The organism is Streptomyces sp. NPDC001732 (assembly GCF_053596315.1).
On sequence record NZ_JBSFFY010000044.1, the window covers coordinates 31,738 to 54,050 of the forward strand.

Here is a 22,313-nt window from a genome sequence, read left to right on the forward strand (position 1 = left end):
CACCTGAACGGGTGAAGAGGGGCCGGCCGGGGAACACTCGCTCCACCGGTCGGCCCCTCCTCATTGCGGCACGAGTAACGAGAGTTCCCCATGACAGCTGACAGCACTCCGGCGCTCGTGCAGAACGCGGACAGCGACGGACCGGCCCCGGCCGGTCCGTCGGCCGACCGCGGTCCACGGGCGCACAACACCAAGGCATACCTCCAGTACGTCGCGGCCAAGATCGCGGGCGCCGCGGTCTCCCTGTTCGCGGTCCTGGTCACCAGTTTCTTCCTCTTCCGGCTCATCCCCAGCGACCCGGTCAAGCAGATGACCGGCGGCCGACCCGTGTCCGCCGAACAACTCCAGTCGCTGAAACGCCAGTTCGGGCTCGACCAGCCGATGTGGCAGCAGTTCACGTCCTACGTGGGCGACGCGCTCACCGGTGACTTCGGGCTGTCGTTCCAGTTCCACGCGCCGGTCATCGACAAGATCACCGAGGCGCTCCCGGCGACCCTGCTCCTCACCGGCACGTCGTACGTCCTGTACACCGCGCTCGGCATCTGGCTCGGCACCCGTACCGCCTGGCGCAACGGCTCCCTCAGCGACCGCTTCAACACCGCGTTCGCGCTCACGCTCTACTCGGTGCCGGCGTTCTGGCTGGGCCTGCTCCTGATCATCGTCTTCGCGGTGGGCATCGGTCCGGTCCCCGGCCTGTTCCCGACGGGCAACCTGGACTCCGGCACCGGCGAGACCGGTTTCGCCTACGTCCTCGACGTGGCGCACCACCTGGTCCTGCCGGTGATCACGCTGGTGTCCGTCGGGTACGCGCAGACGCTCCTGGTGATGCGTTCCTCGCTGCTCGACGAGATGGGCAGCGACTATCTGACGACGGCCCGCGCGAAGGGGCTGCGGGACGACGTCGTGCGCCGCAAGCACGCCGTGCCCAACGCGATGCTGCCGACCTTCACCCTGATGTTCGTGAACCTCGGGCACGTGGTCGCCGGACAGATCCTGGTCGAGACGGTGTTCTCCTGGCCGGGTCTGGGCGGGCTGTTCTACGAGGCGCTCAGCGTGCCCGACCTCCCGCTCGTGCAGGGGCTGTTCTTCGTCTTCGCCACTGCGGTGATCCTGGCGAACACCCTTGCCGACGTGCTCTATCCGCTGCTCGATCCCCGGGTGGGCCGATGACGACCGAATCCATGCCCACGCCCACGCCCGCGGAGGCCGGGGCCGCCCCTAACCCGCGCGCCCTGGCACGGGCCCGCAAGCGCCGGTCCGCCGCCCGCTTCTGGCGGGAGTACCGAAGCCACCGGAGCGGTCTGTGGGGGCTGGCCGCCCTCGTCCTGATCGCGCTGACCGCCGTGTTCGCGCCGCAGCTCGTCGGCGCGGACTCACAGTCCGTCACGGACGCCCCCGGCGGGGCACTGGAGTCCCTCAGCGGCGAATTCCCGCTCGGCACCGACCAGTTCGGCCGCAGTGTGCTGGCGCTGCTGGTGTGGGGCACCCGGATCTCGCTGACGGTCGGCCTGCTCGCGGCGTTCCTGTGCGTCGCCATCGGCACGATCGTCGGCATCGTCGCGGGCCACTTCCACGGCTGGTACTCGACGATCCTGATGCGTGTCACCGACTGGTTCCTGGTGATGCCGACCCTGGTCCTCGCGATCGCGCTCGCCACGGTGATGGACCGTTCGATGTGGACGGTCATCATCGCGATCGGGGTCACGACCTGGCCGACCACGGCCCGGCTGGTCCGGGCCCAGACCCTCGCGGTGGAGTCCCGCCCGTACATCGAACGGGCCCGCGCGCTGGGCGGCGGCCACAGGCACATCATGGTCCGGCACGTACTGCCGAACGTGATGCCGCTGGTGCTCGCCCAGACGACGCTGGTGATCTCCAACGCGATCCTCACCGAGGCCACGCTGGCCTTCCTCGGCCTCAGCGACCCGACCACCACCTCCTGGGGCGGCATGCTCCAGGACGCCCGCGAGGCGGGTGCGGTGAGCGCGGGCCACTGGTGGTACCTGGCACCGCCCGGCATCGCCATCGCCGTGGTGGCCCTGTCGTTCACACTCTGCGGGCGCGCGATCGAGTCCGTCCTCAATCCCAAGCTGGGGGTGGCCCGTTGAGCACCACGAACATCCACCGGCCGCCGCTCCTCGACGTACGGGACCTCACGGTGACGTACGCCGGCGGGGCGCAGGCCGTGCGCGGCGTGAACCTCACCGTCGACGCCGGGCAGAAGCTCGGCATCGCCGGCGAGTCGGGCTGCGGGAAGTCGACGCTGGCCCTCGCGCTGCTGCGGCTGCTGCCCGCCGGCACGAAGGTCTCCGGCGAGATCCTGCTGAACGGCGAGGACGTCCTCGCCATGAAGTGGGGACAGGTCCGGGCGGTGCGCTGGGCGGGGGCGTCGATCGTCTTCCAGGGCGCGATGCACTCGCTCAACGCGGTGCACCGCATCGGCGACCAGATTGCCGAACCGATCCTGCTGCACCGGAAGGCGACGCAGGCCGGAGCGGCGAAGAAGGTCGGCGAGCTCCTGGAGCAGGTGGGTCTGCCGGCCGCCCGCGCCTCCGCCTACCCGCACGAGCTGTCCGGCGGGCAGCGGCAGCGCGTGATGATCGCGATGGCGCTGGCCTGCGATCCGGGACTGATCGTCGCGGACGAGCCGACCACGGCCCTCGACGTGATGATCCAGGCCCAGATCCTGCGGCTGATCGAGCAGCTGGTGTCCGAGCAGGACCTCGGCCTCGTCATGATCAGCCACGACCTCGCGGTGCTCTCGGACACCTGCGACCGGCTCGCGGTGATGTACGCGGGCCGGGTCGTGGAGGAGGGCCCGGCGTCCGAGGTCTACGAGAACGCGCACCACCCGTACGGCAAGGCCCTGTCCGGTGCCTTTCCGCGCATCGGCGACCCGGCCTCCCGGTTCGCGCCCCGCGGGCTGCCCGGCGACCCGCCGGACCCGTCGGCGCTGCCCGGCGGCTGCACCTTCCACCCGCGCTGTCCGGTGGCCCTGGACTCCTGCGCGACCGAGGACCAGGAGCTGCGGGTCGCGGGACCGGAGCGGCGGGCCGCCTGTGTGCTGGTGGAGCCGGGGGCGACCGCGGCCCCGGCCCCGGCCCTGCCGGACGTCGAGGAAGCGCCGGACGCCGAGGAAGCAAGGAGCACCCCATGAGCACCACCCCTCCCCTGCTGAGCGCCCAGGAGCTGAAGGTCACCTTCCCCGGCCGGCGCGGGGCCGCCCCGGCGCGGGCCGTGGACGGCGTGGACCTGGACATCCGGCCCGGTGAGATCGTGGCGCTGGTCGGCGAGTCGGGCTGCGGCAAGACGACGCTGGCGCGTTCGCTGCTGGGCCTGGTCCCGCCGACGTCCGGGCAGGTCACCTTCGGCGGCAAACCGCTCGACTACGGGAGCCGGGCGCTGAAGGCGTACCGCAAGCGGGTCCAGCTGGTGCTCCAGGACCCCAGCGGCTCGCTCAACCCCCGGCACACGGTGTACGAAGCCGTCGCCGAGGGCCTGCGCATCCACGGGTACGCGGGGGACGAGCGGGCGGCGGTGTCCGAGGCGCTGTCGCGGGCGGGTCTCCGTCCGCCGGAACGGTTCTTCCTGCGCTATCCGCACGAGCTGTCCGGCGGTCAGCGCCAGCGGGTCGTGATCGCGGGTGCGCTTGTCCTGGAGCCCGAGCTGATCGTGGCCGACGAGCCGGTGGCCTCGCTGGACGCCTCGGTGCGCGGCGAGATCCTGGCCCTGATGCTGCGACTGCGGGACGAACTGGGGCTGTCCGCGCTGGTGGTCACGCACGATCTGGGGCTGGCGTGGAACATCGCGGACCGGGTCGCGGTGATGTACCTCGGGCGGATCGTGGAGACCGGTGAGGTGGAGCAGATCCTCACGGCTCCGCGCCACCCGTACACCCGGGCGCTGCTGTCGGTGCTGCCGGAGGCGGGGGGCGAGCCGGTGATCCTGACCGGTGAGCCGCCGGACCCGTCCAAGGTGCCGTCCGGGTGCCGCTTCCACGCCCGCTGCCAGGTACTGGCGTCGGGCGAGGCGGAGCGGGCGGGCGTCGCGGACGCCTGTCGCACGGAGGACCTGCCGGTGCTCGCGGGCGGCGGCCGGACCCAGGTGGCGTGCCACTGGGCGGCTGCCGCCGCTCCGGCCGTGCGGGCGAAGAAGGCGTAGGAAGCGACAGGGCCGGGCCCGTCCGGGGGGATCACCGCCGGACGGGCCCGGCCCTGTTCGTTCGCCCGGCGCCCGGACGGAACCCGGAAAAGGCCCGGACGGGGTCCGCTAGAGATCCGGCCGAGGTCCGGAAGGGGTTCAGCCCCGCTCGTACGCGGCGATCAGTTCGGAGCACCGCTTCACATCGGCGGCCATCGCCACGAGCAGCGCGTCGATCGAGTCGAACTTCAGCATCCCGCGCACGTACGCGAGGAAGTCCACCGCGACGTGCAGCCCGTACAGGTCGAGGCCCACGCGGTCGATCGCGTACGCCTCCACCGTCCGCTCCGTGCCGTCGAACTGCGGGTTCGTCCCGACCGAGATCGCGGCGGGCATCGCCTCGCCGTTCACTTCGAGCCAGCCCGCGTAGACGCCGTCGGCGGGGATCGCGGTGTGCGGCAGGGTCTCCACGTTGGCCGTCGGGAAGCCGAGCTCACGGCCGCGCTGCGCACCGCGCACCACGACGCCCTCGACCCGGTGCGGGCGGCCCAGGATCTCGGCGGCGCCCGCGACGTCGCCCTCGGCGATCAGCCGCCGGGTGAGGGTGGAGGAGAACGGTTCGCCGCCGCCCGCCTCACCGCTCACGTACAGGTCGATGACCTCGACGCGGTAGTCGTAGGTCTCGCCGAACTCGGCGAGCAGCTCGACGTTCCCGGCCGCCCTGTGGCCGAAGCGGAAGTTCGGGCCCTCGATGACCAGCTGCGCGTGCAGCTTGTCGACGAGGACCTTCACGATGAAGTCGGCCGGGGCCAGCTTCGAGAACTCGGGGGTGAACGGCAGGATCAGCACCGCGTCCACCCCCAGCTCGGCCATCAGGTCGGCGCGCCGGTGGTGCGGGGCGAGCAGCGGCGGGTGGCTGCCGGGCCGCACGACCTCGCTGGGGTGCGGGTCGAAGGTCACCACGACCGACGGCACGCCGAGCTCGCGGGCCCGCTCCACGGCGCGCCCGATGATCAGCTGGTGTCCGCGGTGCACCCCGTCGTAGGAGCCGATGGTGACGACGCTGCGTCCCCAGTCCTGGGGGATGTCCTCCAAGCCACGCCAGCGCTGCACTCTGACCGCTCCTCGCCCGAACCTGTGTACGTGGATATGCCTCTTACGCAGGTCTAAGACTGCCATGCTCACGTCCCGCGGCCTGCATCGGCATCGCCTCGGGGCCGCCCAGCCGCCGAACCGTCCGCTGCGCGTCCGGGCCGACGAGCGCCGCCCATTCCTGCGGGGCGTCGGTCAGCCACCCGGTGACCAGGGCCGCGAATCCCGGCACTTCACGGGCGAGTTCGACCAGCAGCCGGTCGAAGCGGTCCGCGCCCTCGGGGGTGCGGAGCAGCAGCATTCCGGTGCGGTGGACCAGGGCGCGGGTGCGGGCCGGCGTGCGTCCTCCGGAACCGGTCGCGGCGGCCCGCAGCAATGCGTCGAGCACGGCCGGATCGCGGTGGGTGTCCTGTTCGAAGTCGAGCAGGACCTCCAGCAGCTCGCCCCGCAGCTGTGCGGAGGCCGGGCTGCCGGGCGCGGCGAACACCCCGGCGAGCGCGCCGCGCACGGGCGGCGGGACGGGGCGCTCCCGCAGCAGCCCGGTCACCAGCGGCAGCAGCAGGGCGCGGGCGGCGGGGCCGCGCTCCAGTCTCCGGTGGATGTACGAGGCGGCGTGCACGGCGTCGTCCGGGTGGCTCTCGACGTAGGCGCGCACCAGCCCGGCGGTGTGCAGGGCCAGCGCGGGAGCGTCGATCGCGGCCAGCGCGCACAGCACCTCGCCCGCCCCCTCGTCCGGCCGGGTCAGCCGCTCCCGGAACGCGGCGAGCACCTGCTCCGGGTGGGACGGCAGGGCGGCGGCGAGCACCTCGGCGGACAGTTGTGGCTCGCCCCTGACGAAGGCCCGCAGGGCCTGCGGGAGGCAGCCGTCCCGGCTCTGCGGATCCCGGACGAGGAGGGCGAGCGCGGCCCCGTGCAGGGCGGCGTCGCCGGGGCGGGCCAGCAGGGCGCGGGCGGCCCCGCGCAGCAGCTCGCGGTCGGCGTCGAGGACGGCGTGGGACGCGGCGACCGCCGCGTACATGGCGGCTGCGGTGCGGCGGGCGGGCCGGTCCCCGTCGTGGGCCCAGCGGTGGACGGCCCGGCACAGGGCGGCGGGCTCGTCCTCGGCCAGCGCGGTGAGCAGTTCCCCGGCCCGGGAGTGGTGGGCGGAGACGAGCGCGTCGGTCAGGTCGTCGACGGCCAGGTCGCGGCGGGCGTAGAGCAGCGCCTGCGCGGCGGTGGCCACGGTCGGCCGCAGCGCGTCCCCTTCCCCGGCGGGGAGCGGCCGTTCGTCGGTGAACCAGTCGCAGAGCAGGGGCTGTACGGTCCGGGGCCGGGCGGCGAGCCGCCGGGCGACGGCGTCCAGGAACCGCTCGCCGTGGCCGTCGGGCGGGCCGTCGGCGGGGACCAGCCGCCGGAACAGGTCGATCCGGTCCGCCTCGGGCAGTGTCAGCCGCCGCCAGAACCAGGGGCCGAACTCGGCGTACGTGCCGGGGCCCGCCGGTCCGCCCGCCCCGCCGCCGCGCACGACCCGGCCGGCCAGGAGCCGCAGCACCCCGAGGTACGGCCGGGCGTCGGGCACCTGGATCAGGGTCTCGGAGAGCAGATGGACGGCCCACCACCGGGCGTCGTGACACGGGGTGTGCCGCTCCCCCTCGGCGTTCGTCCGTGCCGGGGCTGCTTCCGGCCCCGGCACGGACAGCAGCCGGTCCAGGGCCTCGATGAGATCGGCCAGCTGGTGGGAGAGCGCCACGGGGCCCTGCCTGCGGCCCAGACGGAGCAGGGCCTGGATCACCGGGCCGATCCGGTGGCGCGGCACGGGCAGGGTGCGCGGTCCCGCCCCCGCCGAGGAGCCCCTACCCGCCGAGGAATCCGCCCCTGCAGGGGAGCCTGGCCCCACCGGGGAGCCTGGCCCCACCGGGGAGCCTGGCCCCACCGGGGAGCCCGTACCCACCGGAAAGCCCCTTCCCGCTGGGCGGTCCGCCTCTGCCGAAGGGTCCGTTCCCGCGTCCGGTACGGGCGGCTCGCCGGGCCCCCCGCCCGGCCTGGACGCCCCGGTCCCCGCCGCGGTGCTGCTCCGGTCGCGGGGCGGGCCCGGCCGCCTCGGCTGCGGCACCCGGCGGACCGCCGCCGTGCCCGTACCCGACGCCGCGTCCGTACCCGCCGTGTCCGGGCCCGCCGGAGCTGTGTCCGCGTCCGCCGGGCCCGGCGTCCCGTCCTCCGGTCCCTTCCGCGCGTGCCACCGGTGGACGAGCGCGTACAGCGCCGCGTCCACGTCCAGGTGGGCGCCCTGCACCCAGTCCCCCAGCTCCTCGTGCGCGAAGCGGTAACCGGCCCCCGCCGGAACGAGCAGGCCCTCGGTGAGGACGGCCGACGCCCAGCCGGGGCGCCAGGGGAACACCTCCTCGAACGCCGCCCGGTCCAGCTCCCCCTGCCCCGGGCCCAGACAGCGCCGCGCCGCCTCGTGCACCTGCCCCGCCACCCGGGCGGCCAGCCTGCGGACCGCGGCGCCCCCCGGTGCCCGGCCCGAGCCCGCCGCGACACGGACCGCGATGCGCAGGCACATCAGGTCCAGGTGGGCGCCGAAGACCTCCTCCGTGTCGGGCTGTCCGGCGACCTCCCCGGGCATGGCGGCGCGCACCTCCGCGAGAAGGCGCAGGGTGAGCGGATGCCGGTCGTGTCCGGGGGCGAGTGCCCCGGGCGGGACGGCGTACCGCTGCCGGGCCTGTTCGGCCTGGTTCGCGGTGAGGTCGCCCAGCCGGATCGCGGACGGCAGCCGTCCGGCCGGCCGGGCGGGACGGTGCAGTGCGCCGGGCGGGCAGAGCGCACCGGCCGTCTCCCAGTACTCGGGCCGGCAGGCGATCACGAGCCGCGCGCCGTTCGTCCGCAGCCAGTCGACGGTGGCGGTGGTCCACCGGGCCGTTCCGTGGGCCAGCGCGGGAGGCATCTCCTCGGGGCCGTCCAGCAGCACGAGCAGCGGGATTCCGGACTCCCGGGCCAGCCGGGCCACTCGCTCGGGGGTGGCGGTGGCCATGTCGCCCCGGGCCCCGGCGGCGGTGACGATCCGCCCGGCCCGGCCCAGCGCACGGGCGACGGCGTCGGCGACCGAGGTGTCGTCGGCCAGCAGGTCGGCGCCGCGCAGCCAGAGGGTGGGCGCGGGGACCGGGCCGCGCGCCCGGCGGGCGGTGAGCGCCGTCAGTTCGGTGGTGCGCCCGGTGCCCGGCGCGCCGACGAGGCCGAGGACGACGGCGGTGCCGCCCGCCGCGGACGAGGCGCCCGCCGGTCCCGCGAAGGCCATGAACTCCGCGCTGACGTCCGGGCGTTCGACCGGGTCGGGCCCGGTGTCCGGACCGCCGCCCGCCGAGCCGAGCGAGGTCGCCGTGAGGTGCAGGGCGCCCGCGAGGTTCAGGTCGCGTCCGTATCCGGGGACGCTCGTCGCGTTGCGCCGCAGCAGTACGTCGAGCGGGCCGTCGGTGCCCGTGTCCCGCAGCGGCACGGCGAGGCCCGCGGCGGAATGCTCCGCCCGCAGCGCGGTGCCCAGCACGGCGATGACCGCGCCGCTCTCCGGATCGAGGACGGGCCCGCCCACGGCCGCGCCGCGGAGCTGCAGCGCGTCCCGGCCGTTCGTGCCGAGCGCCAGCTCCAGTGCCGCGCCGATCCGGTGGGAGCCGCCGCGCGCGGGGTACGTCACGGGGGTGGTGCCGAGCACCCGCGCCTCGCGCCAGCCGTGGGCGGCGATCGTCACGTACGTCCCGGCGTCGATCCGGTCCCGCAGGGTGATCGGCACCGGCTCCACGCCCAGCGCCTCGGGCCCCGGGGTGTGCAGCAGGGCGAGATCGAGCTCGGGCAGCGCAGTGATGTCGTCGGCCCCGAGGGTGCGGCTGCGGCCGTCCGCCCCGTGCAGGACCGGGCCGTCGAGGCCGTCGATCGCCTCGTGGCTGGTCAGTACCGTGCCCCGGTCGTCCGCGACGAATCCGGTCCCCCGCGGCCGACCGGCCTGATCGCAGATACGTACCAGCGCTGCCCGGTCCCCGCTTCCCATGATCAGAACGTTAGGTCCGATGATCGGCGCGTGTACCACTCGGAGTAAAAGCGCCCCCGAATGCACCCCTGTTTCACTCCGAGCGCCTGCTCGTTGGGGTGAATTGTTGGCGTCCGGTGGACAGGAACCGTTGGGAAACCGTGGAGCGGGCGTGGGGGTTGTCCCGCCCGCTCCACGATGACGTTCCGTCCGGTCCGGGGCGCCGGTCAGGCGAAGACGGCGAGGCTCTTGGCCTTGCCCTTCTGCTCCTCGACGAGGACCAGGAACCGCCCGTCGGGCCCGAAGACCCCGACCGGGCCCGGCGGGAAGGCCGGCATGTCCAGCCGTACGCCGTTCAGCAGCAGCCTGGCGCGCTTGTCGTCCACGTCCCAGCGGGGGAACGCGGCGGCGGCGGCCTCGGCCACCGGCATCACCGTCAGCTCCTCCTGGTGCTGGTCGAGCGTCCGCGCCGCGTCGAGGCCGTACGGTCCGACCCGGGTGCGCCGCAGCGCGGTCAGGTGCCCGCCGACGCCGAGCCCGGCACCGAGGTCCCGGGCGATGGCTCGGATGTACGTGCCCGAGGAGCAGACGACCGAGACGACCAGGTCGACGACCGGTGTCCCGTCCTCGGCGACCTCGTGACGGACGTCGTAGACGTTGAAGGACGAGATCGTCACCGGCCGGGCCGGGATCTCGAACTCCTCGCCGCCCCGCACCCGTGCGTAGGACCGCTTGCCGTCGATCTTGATGGCGCTGACCTTGGACGGCACCTGCATGATCGGGCCGGTCAGGGCCGCGACACCCGCGTCGATGCCCTCCCGGGTCACCCCGGAGGCGTCGGTGGACGAGGTGATCTCGCCCTCCGCGTCGTCCGTGATGGTGTTCTGCCCGAGCCTGATCGTGCCGAGGTATTCCTTCTCGGTCAGCGCGAGGTGGCCGAGGAGCTTGGTGGCCTTCTCGACGCCGAGCACGAGCACACCGGTCGCCATCGGGTCCAGGGTGCCGGCATGGCCGACCCGGCGGGTCCGGGCGATGCCGCGCATCTTGGCGACGACGTCGTGCGAAGTGAAGCCGGACGGCTTGTCGACGATGACAAGGCCGTCCGGCGTGTTCTGCGATGTCATTCGGAGGCGGTGTCCTCGTCGTTCGCGTCCTCCGACTTGCGGTACGGGTCGGCGCCGCCGGCGTACGTGGCGCCCGAGGACGCCTCGCGCACCCGGGCGTCCGAGGCCCGCGCCCGGTCGAGGAGGTCCTCGATCGCCCTGGCGTTCTCCGGAAGCGCGTCGGCCACGAAGGTCAGGGTGGGGGTGAACTTCGTTCCCGCCGCCGCTCCGACCGCCGAACGCAGGATGCCCTTGGCACTCTCCAGGCCCGCCGCGGCGCTCGCCCGCTCCTCGTCGTCGCCGTAGACCGTGTAGAAGACCGTGGCCTCCCGCAGGTCACCGGTGACCCGGGTGTCCGTGATGGTCACGTGCGTACCCAGACGCGGGTCCTTGATACCGCGCTGCAGTTTCTCGGCGACCACCTCCTGGATGAGGTCCGCCAGCTTCTTAGCCCGCGCGTTGTCGGCCACTGGTCCGTCTCCCTCTTGCTCAATCGTCTTCGTCGCTGTGGACCCGCCGTCGTACGGACAGCAGTTCCACTTCCGGCCGGGCGGCCACCAGCCGCTCGCACCGGTCCAGAACATCTGTGAGGTGTCCGGTGTCCCCGGAGACCACGGCAAGGCCGATCTCGGCCCTGCGATGGAGATCCTGACCGCCGGTCTCCGCCGCGCTCACTGCGAATCTGCGTTGGAGTTCGGCGACGATCGGGCGGACGACGGAGCGTTTCTCCTTCAACGACCGTACGTCGCCGAGAAGCAGATCGAAGGACAGTGTCCCCACATACATGAATGTCCGGATGTCCCGCCGGTTCGGGTTCGTGTCCTGCCAGCGCTTGGCGGGAACACGAGAACCGTACACGGAACGGCCGGGGCCGATCGACGGAAATACGCCCCGTCGACCGGCCCCGACTGTGAAAGAGAGGTCCGGGGGTGTTCCCCCGGATTCCCCGCGGATCAGCCTCGCGGCTTCTCGCGCATCTCGTACGTCGCGATGACGTCGTCGATCTTGATGTCGTTGAAGTTTCCGAGGTTGATACCGCCCTCGAAGCCTTCGCGGATCTCGGTGACGTCGTCCTTGAAGCGGCGCAGACCGGAGATGTTGAGGTTCTCCGCGATGACCTTGCCATCGCGCAGCAGGCGCGCCTTGGTGTTGCGCTTGACCTCGCCGGAGCGGACCAGCACACCGGCGATGTTGCCCAGCTTGGACGAGCGGAAGATCTCGCGGATCTCCGCCGTACCGAGCTCGACCTCTTCGTACTCCGGCTTGAGCATGCCCTTGAGGGCCGCCTCGATCTCCTCGATGGCCTGGTAGATCACCGAGTAGTAGCGGACGTCGACGCCCTCGCGCTCCGCCATCTGCTGGGCACGCCCGGCAGCGCGGACGTTGAAGCCGATGACGATGGCGTCGGAGCCGGTCGCCAGGTCGATGTCCGACTCGGTGACCGCACCCACACCGCGGTGCAGGACCCGGATGTCCACCTCGTCGCCGACGTCGAGCTGGAGCAGCGAGGACTCGAGAGCCTCCACCGAACCGGACGCGTCGCCCTTGATGATGAGGTTGAGTTCCTGGACCAGACCGGCCTTGAGCGCCTCGTCCAGGTTCTCCAGGGAGAACCGGACGCCCTTGCGGGCGAAGTTGGCGTTGCGCTCGCGGGCGGCACGCTTCTCGGCGATCTGACGGGCCGTACGGTCCTCGTCGACCACCAGGAAGTTGTCGCCGGCACCCGGGACGTTGGTGAGACCGAGCACGAGGACGGGGGTCGACGGACCCGCTTCCTCGACGTTGTTGCCGTTGTCGTCGAGCATTGCCCGGACCCGGCCGTACGCGTCGCCGACCACCATCGTGTCACCGATGCGCAGCGTGCCTCGCTGGACCAGGACGGTCGAGACGGCACCGCGGCCGCGGTCGAGGTGGGACTCGATCGCAATACCCTGCGCGTCCTGCTCCGGGTTGGCCCGCAGGTCGAGCGAGGCGTCCGCGGTCAGGACCACGGCCTCCAGCAGCTGGTCGATGTGCAGGCCCTGCTTGGCGGAGATGTCGACGAACATCGTGTCGCCGCCGTACTCCTCGGCCACCAGACCGAACTCGGTGAGCTGACCGCGCACCTTGGTCGGGTCGGCACCCTCGACGTCGATCTTGTTGACCGCGACCACGATCGGCACGTCGGCCGCCTTGGCGTGGTTCAGCGCCTCGATCGTCTGGGGCATCACACCGTCGTTCGCCGCCACCACGAGGATCGCGATGTCGGTGGACTTCGCACCGCGGGCACGCATGGCGGTGAACGCCTCGTGACCCGGGGTATCGATGAAGGTGATCTTCCGGTCCTCGCCGTTGACCTCGGCGGAGACCTGGTACGCACCGATGTGCTGCGTGATGCCACCGGCCTCGCCCGCGATGACGTTCGTCTTGCGGATCGCGTCCAGCAGTCGGGTCTTGCCGTGGTCGACGTGACCCATGACGGTCACGACCGGCGGACGCGGGATGAGCGCCTCTTCGCCGCCCTCGTCCTCGCCGAACTCGATGTCGAAGGACTCGAGCAGCTCGCGGTCCTCCTCCTCCGGGCTGACGATCTCGAGGACGTAGTTCATCTCGTCCGCGAGCAGCTTGAGGGTGTCGTCGGAGACGGACTGCGTCGCCGTGACCATCTCGCCGAGGTTCATCATCACGGCGACGAGCGACGCCGGGTTGGCGTTGATCTTCTCCGCGAAGTCGGTGAGGGAGGCACCGCGCGACAGACGGACGGACTGTCCGTTGCCGCGAGGCAGCATGACGCCGCCCACCGACGGGGCCTGCATGGCCTCGTACTCCTGGCGCCTCTGCCGCTTCGACTTGCGGCCACGACGGGCCGGACCGCCGGGACGGCCGAACGCACCCTGCGTGCCACCACGGCCGCCGGGGCCGCCGGGACGACCACCGAAGCCGGGACGGCCGCCGAAGCCACCGCCGCCGCCACCGGGACGACCCGCACCGCCGCCACCGCCACCGGGACGGCCGGCGAAACCGCCGCCACCGCCGCCGGGACCGGCCGGACGACCCGCGAAGCCGCCGCCGGGACGACCCGCGCCGCCCGGACGACCGCCGCCGCCGGGACCGCGGCCGCCGGGGCCACCACCGGGACGCGGGCCGGCAGCGGGACGCTGCGGCATCATGCCCGGGTTGGGACGGTTGCCACCGGGGGCACCGCCCGGACGGGGAGCCTGCGGACGCGGCATGCCGCCGGGGGTCGGACGGGGACCGCCCTGGCCCTGCGGACGCGGCGCGCCACCGGGGCCGCCCTGCGGACGCGGGGCACCCGGACGCTCCTGACCGCCACCGGGACGCGGGGCGCCGCCGGGACGCGGCGCCTGCGGACGGGCCATGCCCGTCGAGCCGCCGGAGGTGAAGGGGTTGTTGCCCGGACGGGGACCGGACGGGCGGCCGCCGGGACGCGGCGCGCCCTGACCCGCGGGACGGGCGGGGCGCTCGCCACCGCGGCCGCCGTCGCGCTGACCGCCGTCGCGCTGACCGCCGGCCGGGGCCGGACGGGCGGGACGCGGACCGGGGGTGGCGCCCGTGGGACGCGGGGCCTGCTGCGGGGCCGGAGCCGGAGCCGAGAACTCGGCGGCGGGGACCGGGGTCACCGGGGCGGGCTTGGGCGCGGGGCGCGGACCCGGACGCGGGCCCGGCGCGGCGGGGGTTGCGGGGGCGCTGCTCGCCGGGGCGGCGGGGGCCGGCTTGGGGGCCGGGGCGCCGGGCTTCGGGGCAGCAGGACGTGCCGCAGCGGCCGGAGAGGGCGCTGCGGGCTTCGCGGGCGTCGCCTTGCGGGGCGCGCCAGGCTTCGCAGCGGGCTTGCCGGCGCTGCCGCCGGGCCCCTGCAGTGCGTCAGTCAACTTGCGTACAACCGGCGCCTCGATCGTCGAGGACGCCGAACGGACGAATTCACCGAGTTCTTGGAGCTTGGCCATGACGACCTTGCTCTCGACGCCGAACTCCTTGGCGAGTTCGTATACCCGGACCTTAGCCACTTCGCTCCTTTTAGGTCCGGGTTACCGCCGGACCGTCGCTACTTCATGGGCGTACTCATCGCGTACTCATCGAGTGCTCATCGCAATCTCGACCTACTTCCAACTCGCGAGGTACCTGACCGCACGGGGTCCCGTGCCGTTCATTTCTTACGGTGTCACCCGCTCGACGAACCGCTGCACTGCGGCGGGGTCGAACGGCCCCTTGGCCTTGAAGGCCCGGGGGAACGCCCGGCGGCGAACCGCCAGGTCCAGACATGCGGGGACGGGGTGTACATAGGCACCCCGGCCGGGCAGCGTACCGCGAGGATCGGGAACGCAGGCGTTCCCTTCCGCAACGATGCGCAGCAGTTCGCTCTTGGCCGCCCGCTCCCGGCATCCCACACAGGTTCGCTCAGGGCAAGCGCGGGCATGCGTCCGGCCAGACACGGCTAAGTCTACCTCCCCGCACCGACCTCACCCCTTTGGGGCAAAAATCGAACGGATGTTGTCGTGATCTCAGCGGCATGCCGCCGAGATATATTCCCGGCCCCCACGCGACCGGTGCCGGGCACCCCCCTTTCGGGAGGGGCGCCCGGCACCCCGCGCGGGTCCGTCCTGTCGGCGAGCGCCGGTCAGCGCCGCTCGGACCGCTCGCGGGCGCGCTCGGCACGCTCCCGGTCGGCGACGTCGCGTTCGGCGTCGGTCTCGGTGTCCGGGCGGATGTCGATGCGCCAGCCGGTGAGGCGGGCGGCGAGGCGGGCGTTCTGCCCCTCCTTGCCGATCGCGAGCGACAGCTGGTAGTCCGGAACGGTGACGCGGGCGGACCGGGCGCCGAGGTCCACGACCTCGACCTGACTCACCCGGGCGGGTGACAGCGCGTTGGCGACCATCTCGGCCGGGTCGTCCGACCAGTCGACGATGTCGATCTTCTCGCCGTGCAGTTCGGCCATCACATTGCGCACCCGGCCGCCCATCGGGCCGATGCAGGCGCCCTTGGCGTTCAGTCCGGAGCGGGTCGAGCGGACCGCGATCTTGGTGCGGTGACCGGCCTCCCGGGCGATCGCGCAGATCTCCACGGAGCCGTCCGCGATCTCCGGGACCTCCAGCGCGAAGAGCTTCTTCACGAGGTTGGGGTGGGTCCGCGACAGCGTCACGGACGGGCCGCGCACCCCCTTGGCGACGCGCACGACGTACGTGCGCAGCCGCAGGCCGTGGGTGTACTCCTCGCCCGGGACCTGCTCCTGCACCGGCAGGATGGCCTCCAGCTTGCCGATGTCGACCAGAACGTTCTTGGGGTCCTTGCCCTGCTGGACGACGCCGGTGACGACATCGCCCTCGTGGCCCGCGTACTCGCCGAACGTCCGGTCGTCCTCGGCGTCGCGCAGCCGCTGCAGGATGACCTGCTTGGCCGTGGTCGCGGCGATCCGGCCGAAACCGGACGGGGTGTCGTCGAACTCCTTGGGCTCCTGGCCCGGTTCCAGGTCGGCCGGGTCCTCCTTCGCCCACACCGTCACGTGGCCGCGCTCGTCGATCTCCACCCGCGCGCGGCGGTGGCTTCCGTCTGTCCGGTGGTAGGCGATGAGGAGGGCCGACTCGATCGCCTCGACGAGCACGTCGAAGGGGATCTCCTTGTCCTGTGCCAAGCCCTTCAAGAGCTTCACGTCGATGTCCACGGCTACGCCTCCTCTTCCTTCTTGTCCTTGCGGCTGAATTCGATCTCCACGCGTGCCTTGGCGATCTCGTCGAAGGCGACCCGGCGGGACGTGGGCCTGCGGCCCTTGACGCCCGGCACCTCGAGGTCGAGCCCTTCCTCGTCCACGGCGAGGATGCGGGCCACCAGCTCGCCGCCCTCGCGCAGGTGCAGCTTGGCCAGGCGGCCCGTGGCACGTACGTAGTGGCGGTGCTCCGTCAGCGGACGGTCGGCACCGGGGGAACTGACTTCGAGGACGTACTCGCCGTCGCCCATCGCGTCGGTCTCGTCGAGCTTCTCGGAGATCGCGCGGCTCAGCTCGGCGCAGGCGTCCAGTTCCACGCCCTCGTCGGAATCCACGACGATCCGCAGCACACGGCGGCGGCCGGCCCGGGAAACCTCGATCTCCTCGAGATCCAGCTGCTCGGCGCTGACGAGCGGTTCGAGCAGTCCGCGCAGCCTCTCGCTCTGGGTGGTGCTCATCCGGGTGACTCCTCGGCCGCGTGTGCTGTTGTGGGATCTCGCGTGTCAGGTCAAAGGGTATCCGGTCCCGAGGGGTGTTGCCGTCCGTCCTCCCCGCCGCCGCGGGTACGCTCGCCTGCGGTGATCACTTCAGGACAGATCCAGTCAAGACAGGTCCAGCCCGAAGGAGAAAAGTGCGGCGCACCGGGACGACGCGCAGGGGTGCGCTCACCGCGGCGGGAGCGATCGCCCTGGGGGCGGTGCTGGCCGGCTGCGGCGACGGCTCCGGGCGCCCGAAGGAATCCGAGCGGGACGGGGCCCGGACCCCGGCCGAACAGATCTCCGCGGCGCGGGCGGAGAAGAAGCTCCGGGCGGACGCCGCGCGCAGCAGCATGGAGCTGCTCGCCCACTACGAGCAGGTGATCAGGGCCCATCCGGCCACCGCCGCCGCTCTCTCGCCGTTGCGGGACGCCGTCCGGGCCCACGCCGGGGCGCTGGCGCCCGGGGGCGGTCAGGAGCTCGCCGCCTCGCGGTCGCGCGCGACCGGGGCGAAGGCCGCGATCGGGGAGCTGGCCGCGGCGGAGCGCCGCACCTCCGACGCGCGGCTGGCGGCCCTCCCGGAGGCCCCGCCGGAGCTGGCCCGGCTGCTGGCGTCGACGGCGGCGGCGGGCGCGGGCCACGCCTATCTGCTGACCGAGCTGGCCAAGGAGACCTCGTCATGAGCGCCGGAGAGCTGAAGGCCGCGCAGGCGGCCCTGGCCGCCGAACACGCGGCGGTGTACGGGTACGGGGTGCTCGGCGCCCGGGTCGCCGAGAAGCGCCGGGCCGAGGCCCGTGCGGCCCACCACGCGCACCGGGCCCGGCGCGACGTGCTGGCCCGGACCGTGCGCGACCTGGACGGCGAGCCGGTGGCGGCGCTGGCCGCGTACGCCCTGCCGTTCCCGGTCGCGGACCCGGCCGCGGCGGTGCGGCTGGCGGCCCTGCTGGAGGACCGGGTCGCGAACGTGTACTCCGACCTCGTGCGGGCCGCCGAGGGGCCGCTCAGGCGGGAGGCCGCGGACGCGCTGCGGGAGGCCGCGGTGCGCGCGGTCCGCTGGCGGGGCAGCGGCGTACCCTTTCCCGGTCTCGCCGAGCGGGCCGCCGGGAGCACCGCCGCGGCGGGGGCCGACGCGAAGGCCGGCGACGGGGACGGGGCCGTCCCGGCGCACCGGGGGAGCCGCGGCGCGGACCGCGGGACACCGAGGGAACTCTGAAAGGGAACACGGCACGTATGGGTTTCGAACCGCCGCAGCGTCTGGTGCGAGCGCTGGGCGAGTCGTGCGGGGAAGCGGCCGCCGCCGACTGGCTCGCGCGGCTTCCCGCGCTGATCGAGGAGGCGCTGTCCTCCACCGGGCGGCGGATGACCGTGGAACGGGTCGCCGCCCCGGGGGGCCGCAGCAGTCTGGTGCTGCTGGTGACGTGCTCCGACGGCACCCCGGCCGCGCTGAAGCTCGCCCCCGCCGGGGCCGCGCCCGAACCGGAGCGGGCGGCGCTGGCCCACTGGAACGGCTGGGGCGCGGTGCGGCTGCTCGGTGACGGGCCCGGCGCGCTCCTGCTGGAACGGCTGCATCCCGAGGTGTCGCTGCGTTCGCTGCCGGAGGCGAAGGCGCTGCTGGAGGCGGCGGGTACGGTGCGCAGGCTGTGGGTCGAGCCGCCGGCCGGGCACGGTTTCGAGACGGTCGCCGAGCGGACCGGGCGCCGGGTCGAGCCGATGCGCGCCGCCGCGGCTGCCGACCCCGCCCTGGAGCCGCTGGTCTCCGCGGCGCTCGCGGCGCGTGCGGAGCTGGTCGTCCACTCCCCCGAACTCCTGCTGCTGCACGGCAACTTCCGCCAGAGCAAGGTGCTCGCCGGGGAGCGGGCGCCCTGGCTGACGGTCGGCCCCGAGCCGCTGGTCGGTGAGCGCGCCTACGATCTGGCGCGTCTGGTGCGCGACCGGGTAGAGGATCTGATCGCCTCCCCCGGCGGCGCGGTGACGGCCCGGCGGCGGGTCCGGAAGCTCGCCGACTCGCTGGACGTGGACCGGGAGCGGCTGCACGGCTGGACGCTGTTCCGCGCGGTGGAGTCGGGGACCCGGGCGCTGGCGGCGGGCCGCCACCAGGAGGGCGAGCTGACGCTGGAGTTCGCGAGCTGGCTGTAGGAGACCGGAGACCCGAGGAGGCCCCCGCGCGGTGCGCGGGGGCCTCCTGGCGTGTTCCGGATCAGCCCTCGGCGGTGAGGCGGGCGATCGCCTCGTCGACCGTGAGCTCCTCGCGCTCGCCGGTGCGGCGGTCCTTGAGCTCCAGGACGCCCTCGGCCGAGCGGCGGCCGGCGACCAGGATCTTCGGGACGCCGATCAGTTCGGCGTCGGTGAACTTCACGCCGGGCGAGACGCCCGCGCGGTCGTCGACCATGACCCGCACGCCTGCGGCGCCGAGCCGCTCGGCGACGTCGAGGGCCAGCTCCGTCTGGAGCGCCTTGCCCGCCGCGACGACGTGGACGTCGGCCGGGGCGATCTCGCGGGGCCAGCACAGGCCCTGCTCGTCGGCGGTCTGCTCGGCGAGCGCGGCGACGGCGCGGGAGACGCCGATGCCGTAGGAGCCCATGGTGACCCGGACCGGCTTGCCGTGCTGGCCGAGCACGTCGAGCTGGAAGGTGTCCGCGTACTTGCGGCCCAGCTGGAAGATGTGGCCGATCTCGATGGCGCGGTCCAGCTTGAGGCCGGTGCCGCACTTGGGGCAGGGGTCGCCCGCCTCGACGACGACCACGTCGAGGTAGTCGTCGACCTCGAAGTCGCGGCCCACGACGACGTTCTTCGTGTGGATGCCGGGCTTGTTCGCGCCGGTGATCCAGGCGGTGCCGGGGGCGACGCGCGGGTCGGCGATGTAGCGGACCTTGTCCAGGCCCTGCGGGCCGACGTAACCGCGCACCAGGTCGGAGCGGCCCTCGAAGTCCTCCGCGGTGACCAGCTCGACTACGGCGGGCGCCAGGTGCTCGCCCAGCTTGCCGAGGTCCACCTCGCGGTCGCCGGGCACGCCCACCGCGACGATCTCGCCGTCGACCTTGACCAGCAGGTTCTTCAGGGTCGCGGAGGCGGGGACGCCCAGGTGCGCGGCGAGCGTCTCGATGGTCGGGGTGTCGGGGGTGTCCAGCTCCTCGGCGGGGCCGTGCGCGGCACCGTCCGCCGGGGCGGCCTCGAAGGTCACCGCCTCGGTGTTGGCGGCGTAGTCGCAGGCGGGGCAGTCGACGAAGGTGTCCTCGCCGGCCGGGGCGGGGGCCAGGAACTCCTCGGAGGCCGACCCGCCCATCGCCCCGGAGACGGCGGAGACGATGCGGTAGTCGAGGCCGAGCCGCTCGAAGATCCGGATGTAGGCGGCGCGGTGCATCCCGTACGCCTCGGCCAGGCCCTCGTCCGTGGTGTCGAAGGAGTACGAGTCCTTCATCTGGAACTCGCGGCCGCGCAGCACCCCGGCACGCGGGCGGGCCTCGTCGCGGTACTTGGTCTGGATCTGGTACAGGATCACGGGCAGGTCCTTGTAGGACGTGATCTGATCCTTGACGACCTGGGTGAAGATCTCCTCGTGGGTGGGGCCGAGGAGGTACTCGGCGCCCTTGCGGTCCCGGAGCCTGAAGAGCAGGTCGCCGTACTCGTCGTAGCGGCCACTGGCCTCGTACGACTCCTTGGGCAGCAGCGCGGGCAGCAGGACCTCCTGGCCGCCGATGGCGTCCATCTCCTCGCGCACGACGCGGGTGATGTTCTCCAGGACCTTCTTGCCCAGCGGCAGCCAGGTCCAGATGCCGGCCGCGGTGCGACGTACGTATCCGGCCCGGACGAGCAGCTTGTGGTTGAGCGTCTCGGCGTCCGCCGGGTCGTCGCGCAGTGTCTTGATCATCAATCGGGACATGCGCTGGACCTGGGCCATGATGAACTCCTGCTAGGAAGGGTGATGTGCAGGAGGTTAGCCGGGCGGCACGGGTGGGCGGAAATCCATTGCTTCCGCGTCAGTGCGCACGGCGCAGCGGAAGCGGGGCTCCCATCACCGCGTACGGCTTGGGAGCACTGGGGAAGAACACCTGCCGGGCCAGGTCCTGGTAGCCGAGACTGCGGTACAGACCGCGGGCCGGGCTCTCCGTGTCGATCGCGGAGAGGATCGAGCGGGGCTGGTCGACGGCGTCCGTGACGGTGGTGATCAGCGTGCGGCCGATGCCGCGGTTCTGGAACTCCGGCAGGACGTGCAGTTCGGTGATGACGAAGGAGTCGTCGAGCCAGTGCGCGGAGCCGGTGGCGCGGAGGTAGGGCTCGACCACGGTGGACCACCACTGGCCGCGCTCGTTGGGCATGCCGTAGACGAAGCCGACGAGCCGGTCGCCGGGGGTGGTGGCGCCGAGGGCGCGGGCCTGGGGGTGGTCGAGGTGTCTGAGGACGATGTGGCGCCGTACCTCGACCTCTTCCGGGCCCAGTCCGAAGGCGACGGCCTGCACGGCGAGCGCCTCGTCCACGCGCGCGGCGAGATCGATCGGACCGATCCGGACGCTGGGAATGCGGGGGGCGCCCCCGGGGACTGCTGCCATGCGCCGACCCTACTGGCCCGGACGGGGTGTGCGGTACGGGGCGGCGGGGCCGGTCGCCGGCCGGTCAGAACAGCACGCTCATGAACGCGCCGGCCTCGCGGAAGCCGACTCTGGTGTACGCCCGGCGCGCGGGGGTGTTGTAGTCGTTCACGTAGAGGCTGACGACGGGGGCGACGTCGGCCAGGGCGTAGCGCAGGACCGCCGCCATGCCTGTTTCGGAGAGGCCCTTGCCGCGGTGTTCGGGGGCGACCCAGACGCCCTGGATCTGGCAGGCCTGCGGGGTCGCCGCGCCGATCTCCGCCTTGAAGACGACCTTGCCGTCCTCGATCCGGGCGAAGGAGCGTCCGGAGCCGATGAGTTCGGCGACGCGGGCCTGGTAGAGGAGTCCGCCGTCGCCCGCGAGCGGGGAGATGCCGACCTCCTCGGTGAACATCGCGACGCAGGCGGGCATCAGGACGTCCATCTCGTCCTTGCGGATGCGGCGGACGAGGGGGTCGGGGGCGACCTCGGTGGAGGGGTTCTCGGTGACCATCAGCGGCTGGTTGGCGCGGACCTCGCGGGCGGGGCCCCAGCCGGGTTCGAGCAGCCGCCACAGGTGGGCGGTGGGTTCCGCGGGGCCGACGATCGAGGAGCAGCGGCGGCCGGCCCGGCGGGCCCGGTCGGCGAAGGCCCGGACGGCTTCGGGTCCGGCGCAGATGGGGACGAGGTTGGCGCCCGAGTAGCAGAGCGAGCGCAGTCGTCCGTCGGCGTACCAGCCCCACATCTCGCCGCCCAGGCGCCAGGGGTCGAGACCCGCGATCTGGACCCGGGACGTCACGAAGGCGTTGGCGACGGGCTCGCTCTCCAGGACGGCGAGAGCGGCACCGAGGTCGCCGGGTTCGAGGACCCGGGTGGTGGTCTGCGTCAACACGAGGGGGCCTCACCATACGGTCTGCTGATTTCCGCACTGTACCCAAAGAGGCTCATCGACGCCGCTCGTGCCCGGGACCGGCCTTCCGGGCGCACCGTGAGGTCGCTCACGACGGCGCCCCGCCGGACGCGGGTCGTCCGGCGGGGCGCCGTGGTGTTGTCGTGCGGTCCGGCCGGAGCCGGAGGCCGGTTCAGCCGACGGAGACCTCGGGCTCGCCCGAGGCGACGCCGTCCTTCTCCATCTGCTCGGCGATCTTCAGGGCCTCTTCGATCAAGGTCTCGACGATCTTCGACTCGGGCACGGTCTTGATGACCTCGCCCTTCACGAAGATCTGCCCCTTGCCGTTGCCC

Annotated in this window: 19 protein-coding genes and 1 pseudogene; 7 read left to right on the forward strand and 13 right to left on the reverse strand. The window is 73.1% G+C overall.

All coding sequences use genetic code 11. The annotated features are described in order from the left end of the window. Nucleotides 1–90: 90 nt before the first annotated feature. From ACWCXX_RS29980 to ACWCXX_RS29995, 4 genes are read left to right on the forward strand one after another with little or no spacing between them, the layout of a single operon-like run. Nucleotides 91–1,170 (forward strand): ABC transporter permease, encoded by a 1,080-nt coding sequence (locus ACWCXX_RS29980; protein WP_451132661.1) that lies wholly within the window; start codon nt 91–93, stop codon nt 1,168–1,170. Beyond that, the gene (locus tag ACWCXX_RS29985; protein WP_451132663.1) at nt 1,167–2,108 is read left to right on the forward strand and encodes an ABC transporter permease; all 942 of its coding nucleotides are present in this window, start codon (nt 1,167–1,169) and stop codon (nt 2,106–2,108) included. The genes ACWCXX_RS29980 and ACWCXX_RS29985 overlap by 4 nt, the downstream gene beginning before the upstream one ends. Beyond that, nucleotides 2,105–3,157, forward strand: a complete 1,053-nt coding sequence (locus tag ACWCXX_RS29990; protein ID WP_451132665.1) for an ABC transporter ATP-binding protein — start codon at nt 2,105–2,107, stop codon at nt 3,155–3,157. The genes ACWCXX_RS29985 and ACWCXX_RS29990 overlap by 4 nt, the downstream gene beginning before the upstream one ends. Continuing rightward, nucleotides 3,154–4,161: an oligopeptide/dipeptide ABC transporter ATP-binding protein gene (locus ACWCXX_RS29995; protein WP_451132667.1), complete on the forward strand. Its 1,008-nt coding sequence runs from the start codon at nt 3,154–3,156 to the stop codon at nt 4,159–4,161. The genes ACWCXX_RS29990 and ACWCXX_RS29995 overlap by 4 nt, the downstream gene beginning before the upstream one ends. A gap of 138 nt (nt 4,162–4,299) precedes the next feature. Here ACWCXX_RS29995 and ACWCXX_RS30000 read toward each other — a convergent pair whose 3' ends face one another. The 9 genes from ACWCXX_RS30000 to rimP form a co-directional block, all read right to left on the reverse strand. Further along, the gene (locus ACWCXX_RS30000; protein ID WP_451132669.1) at nt 4,300–5,253 is read right to left on the reverse strand and encodes a bifunctional riboflavin kinase/FAD synthetase; all 954 of its coding nucleotides are present in this window, start codon (nt 5,251–5,253) and stop codon (nt 4,300–4,302) included. Nucleotides 5,254–5,296: 43 nt separating this feature from the next. Continuing rightward, nucleotides 5,297–9,250, reverse strand: a complete 3,954-nt coding sequence (locus ACWCXX_RS30005) for a trypsin-like peptidase domain-containing protein (protein WP_451132671.1) — start codon at nt 9,248–9,250, stop codon at nt 5,297–5,299. Nucleotides 9,251–9,456: 206 nt separating this feature from the next. Continuing rightward, nucleotides 9,457–10,353: a tRNA pseudouridine(55) synthase TruB gene (gene truB / locus ACWCXX_RS30010; RefSeq protein WP_451132673.1), complete on the reverse strand. Its 897-nt coding sequence runs from the start codon at nt 10,351–10,353 to the stop codon at nt 9,457–9,459. Continuing rightward, nucleotides 10,350–10,802, reverse strand: coding sequence for a 30S ribosome-binding factor RbfA (gene rbfA, locus ACWCXX_RS30015; protein WP_451132675.1), 453 nt, complete (start codon nt 10,800–10,802; stop codon nt 10,350–10,352). The genes truB and rbfA overlap by 4 nt, the downstream gene beginning before the upstream one ends. A 19-nt stretch (nt 10,803–10,821) precedes the next feature. Further along, complete coding sequence (locus ACWCXX_RS30020; protein WP_451132677.1) at nt 10,822–11,118, reverse strand: DUF503 domain-containing protein; 297 nt, start codon at nt 11,116–11,118, stop codon at nt 10,822–10,824. 167 nt (nt 11,119–11,285) lie between these two features. Beyond that, complete coding sequence (gene infB, locus ACWCXX_RS30025; protein ID WP_451132679.1) at nt 11,286–14,336, reverse strand: translation initiation factor IF-2; 3,051 nt, start codon at nt 14,334–14,336, stop codon at nt 11,286–11,288. 147 nt (nt 14,337–14,483) lie between these two features. After that, a complete protein-coding gene (locus tag ACWCXX_RS30030) occupies nt 14,484–14,762 on the reverse strand; it encodes a YlxR family protein (protein ID WP_451132681.1) in 279 nt (92 codons plus the stop codon). A gap of 185 nt (nt 14,763–14,947) precedes the next feature. Beyond that, entirely contained in the window at nt 14,948–15,988 is a 1,041-nt protein-coding gene (gene nusA, locus ACWCXX_RS30035) for a transcription termination factor NusA (RefSeq protein ID WP_451132683.1), read from the reverse strand. Nucleotides 15,989–15,990: 2 nt separating this feature from the next. Then, a complete protein-coding gene (gene rimP, locus ACWCXX_RS30040; RefSeq protein ID WP_451132685.1) occupies nt 15,991–16,488 on the reverse strand; it encodes a ribosome maturation factor RimP in 498 nt (165 codons plus the stop codon). A 173-nt stretch (nt 16,489–16,661) separates the two neighbouring features. Between rimP and ACWCXX_RS30045 the strand changes: the two genes are divergently transcribed. The 3 genes from ACWCXX_RS30045 to ACWCXX_RS30055 are packed head-to-tail and all read left to right on the forward strand — an operon-like array spanning nt 16,662 to nt 18,642. After that, on the forward strand, nt 16,662–17,189 hold the full coding sequence (locus tag ACWCXX_RS30045; protein ID WP_451132687.1) for a hypothetical protein: 528 nt from the start codon (nt 16,662–16,664) through the stop codon (nt 17,187–17,189). Next, entirely contained in the window at nt 17,186–17,719 is a 534-nt protein-coding gene (locus tag ACWCXX_RS30050; protein ID WP_451132689.1) for a ferritin-like domain-containing protein, read from the forward strand. Before ACWCXX_RS30045 ends, ACWCXX_RS30050 begins: the two co-directional genes overlap by 4 nt. Before the next feature lie 17 nt (nt 17,720–17,736). Next, entirely contained in the window at nt 17,737–18,642 is a 906-nt protein-coding gene (locus ACWCXX_RS30055; protein WP_451132691.1) for an aminoglycoside phosphotransferase family protein, read from the forward strand. 61 nt (nt 18,643–18,703) lie between these two features. On the opposite strand, the gene ACWCXX_RS30060 is transcribed toward ACWCXX_RS30055, so the two are convergent. From ACWCXX_RS30060 to ACWCXX_RS30075, 4 genes and pseudogenes are all read right to left on the reverse strand, one after another. Beyond that, complete coding sequence (locus ACWCXX_RS30060; protein WP_451132693.1) at nt 18,704–20,404, reverse strand: proline--tRNA ligase; 1,701 nt, start codon at nt 20,402–20,404, stop codon at nt 18,704–18,706. Between the two features lie 79 nt (nt 20,405–20,483). Continuing rightward, nucleotides 20,484–21,053 carry a GNAT family N-acetyltransferase gene (locus tag ACWCXX_RS30065; protein ID WP_451132695.1) on the reverse strand — a complete coding sequence of 190 codons (570 nt, stop codon included), beginning with the start codon at nt 21,051–21,053 and terminating at the stop codon, nt 20,484–20,486. Between the two features lie 64 nt (nt 21,054–21,117). Next, nucleotides 21,118–21,963 (reverse strand): GNAT family N-acetyltransferase, encoded by an 846-nt coding sequence (locus ACWCXX_RS30070; RefSeq protein WP_451132697.1) that lies wholly within the window; start codon nt 21,961–21,963, stop codon nt 21,118–21,120. A gap of 190 nt (nt 21,964–22,153) precedes the next feature. Continuing rightward, nucleotides 22,154–22,313, reverse strand: a pseudogene (locus tag ACWCXX_RS30075) (flavodoxin-dependent (E)-4-hydroxy-3-methylbut-2-enyl-diphosphate synthase); the annotation flags it as partial.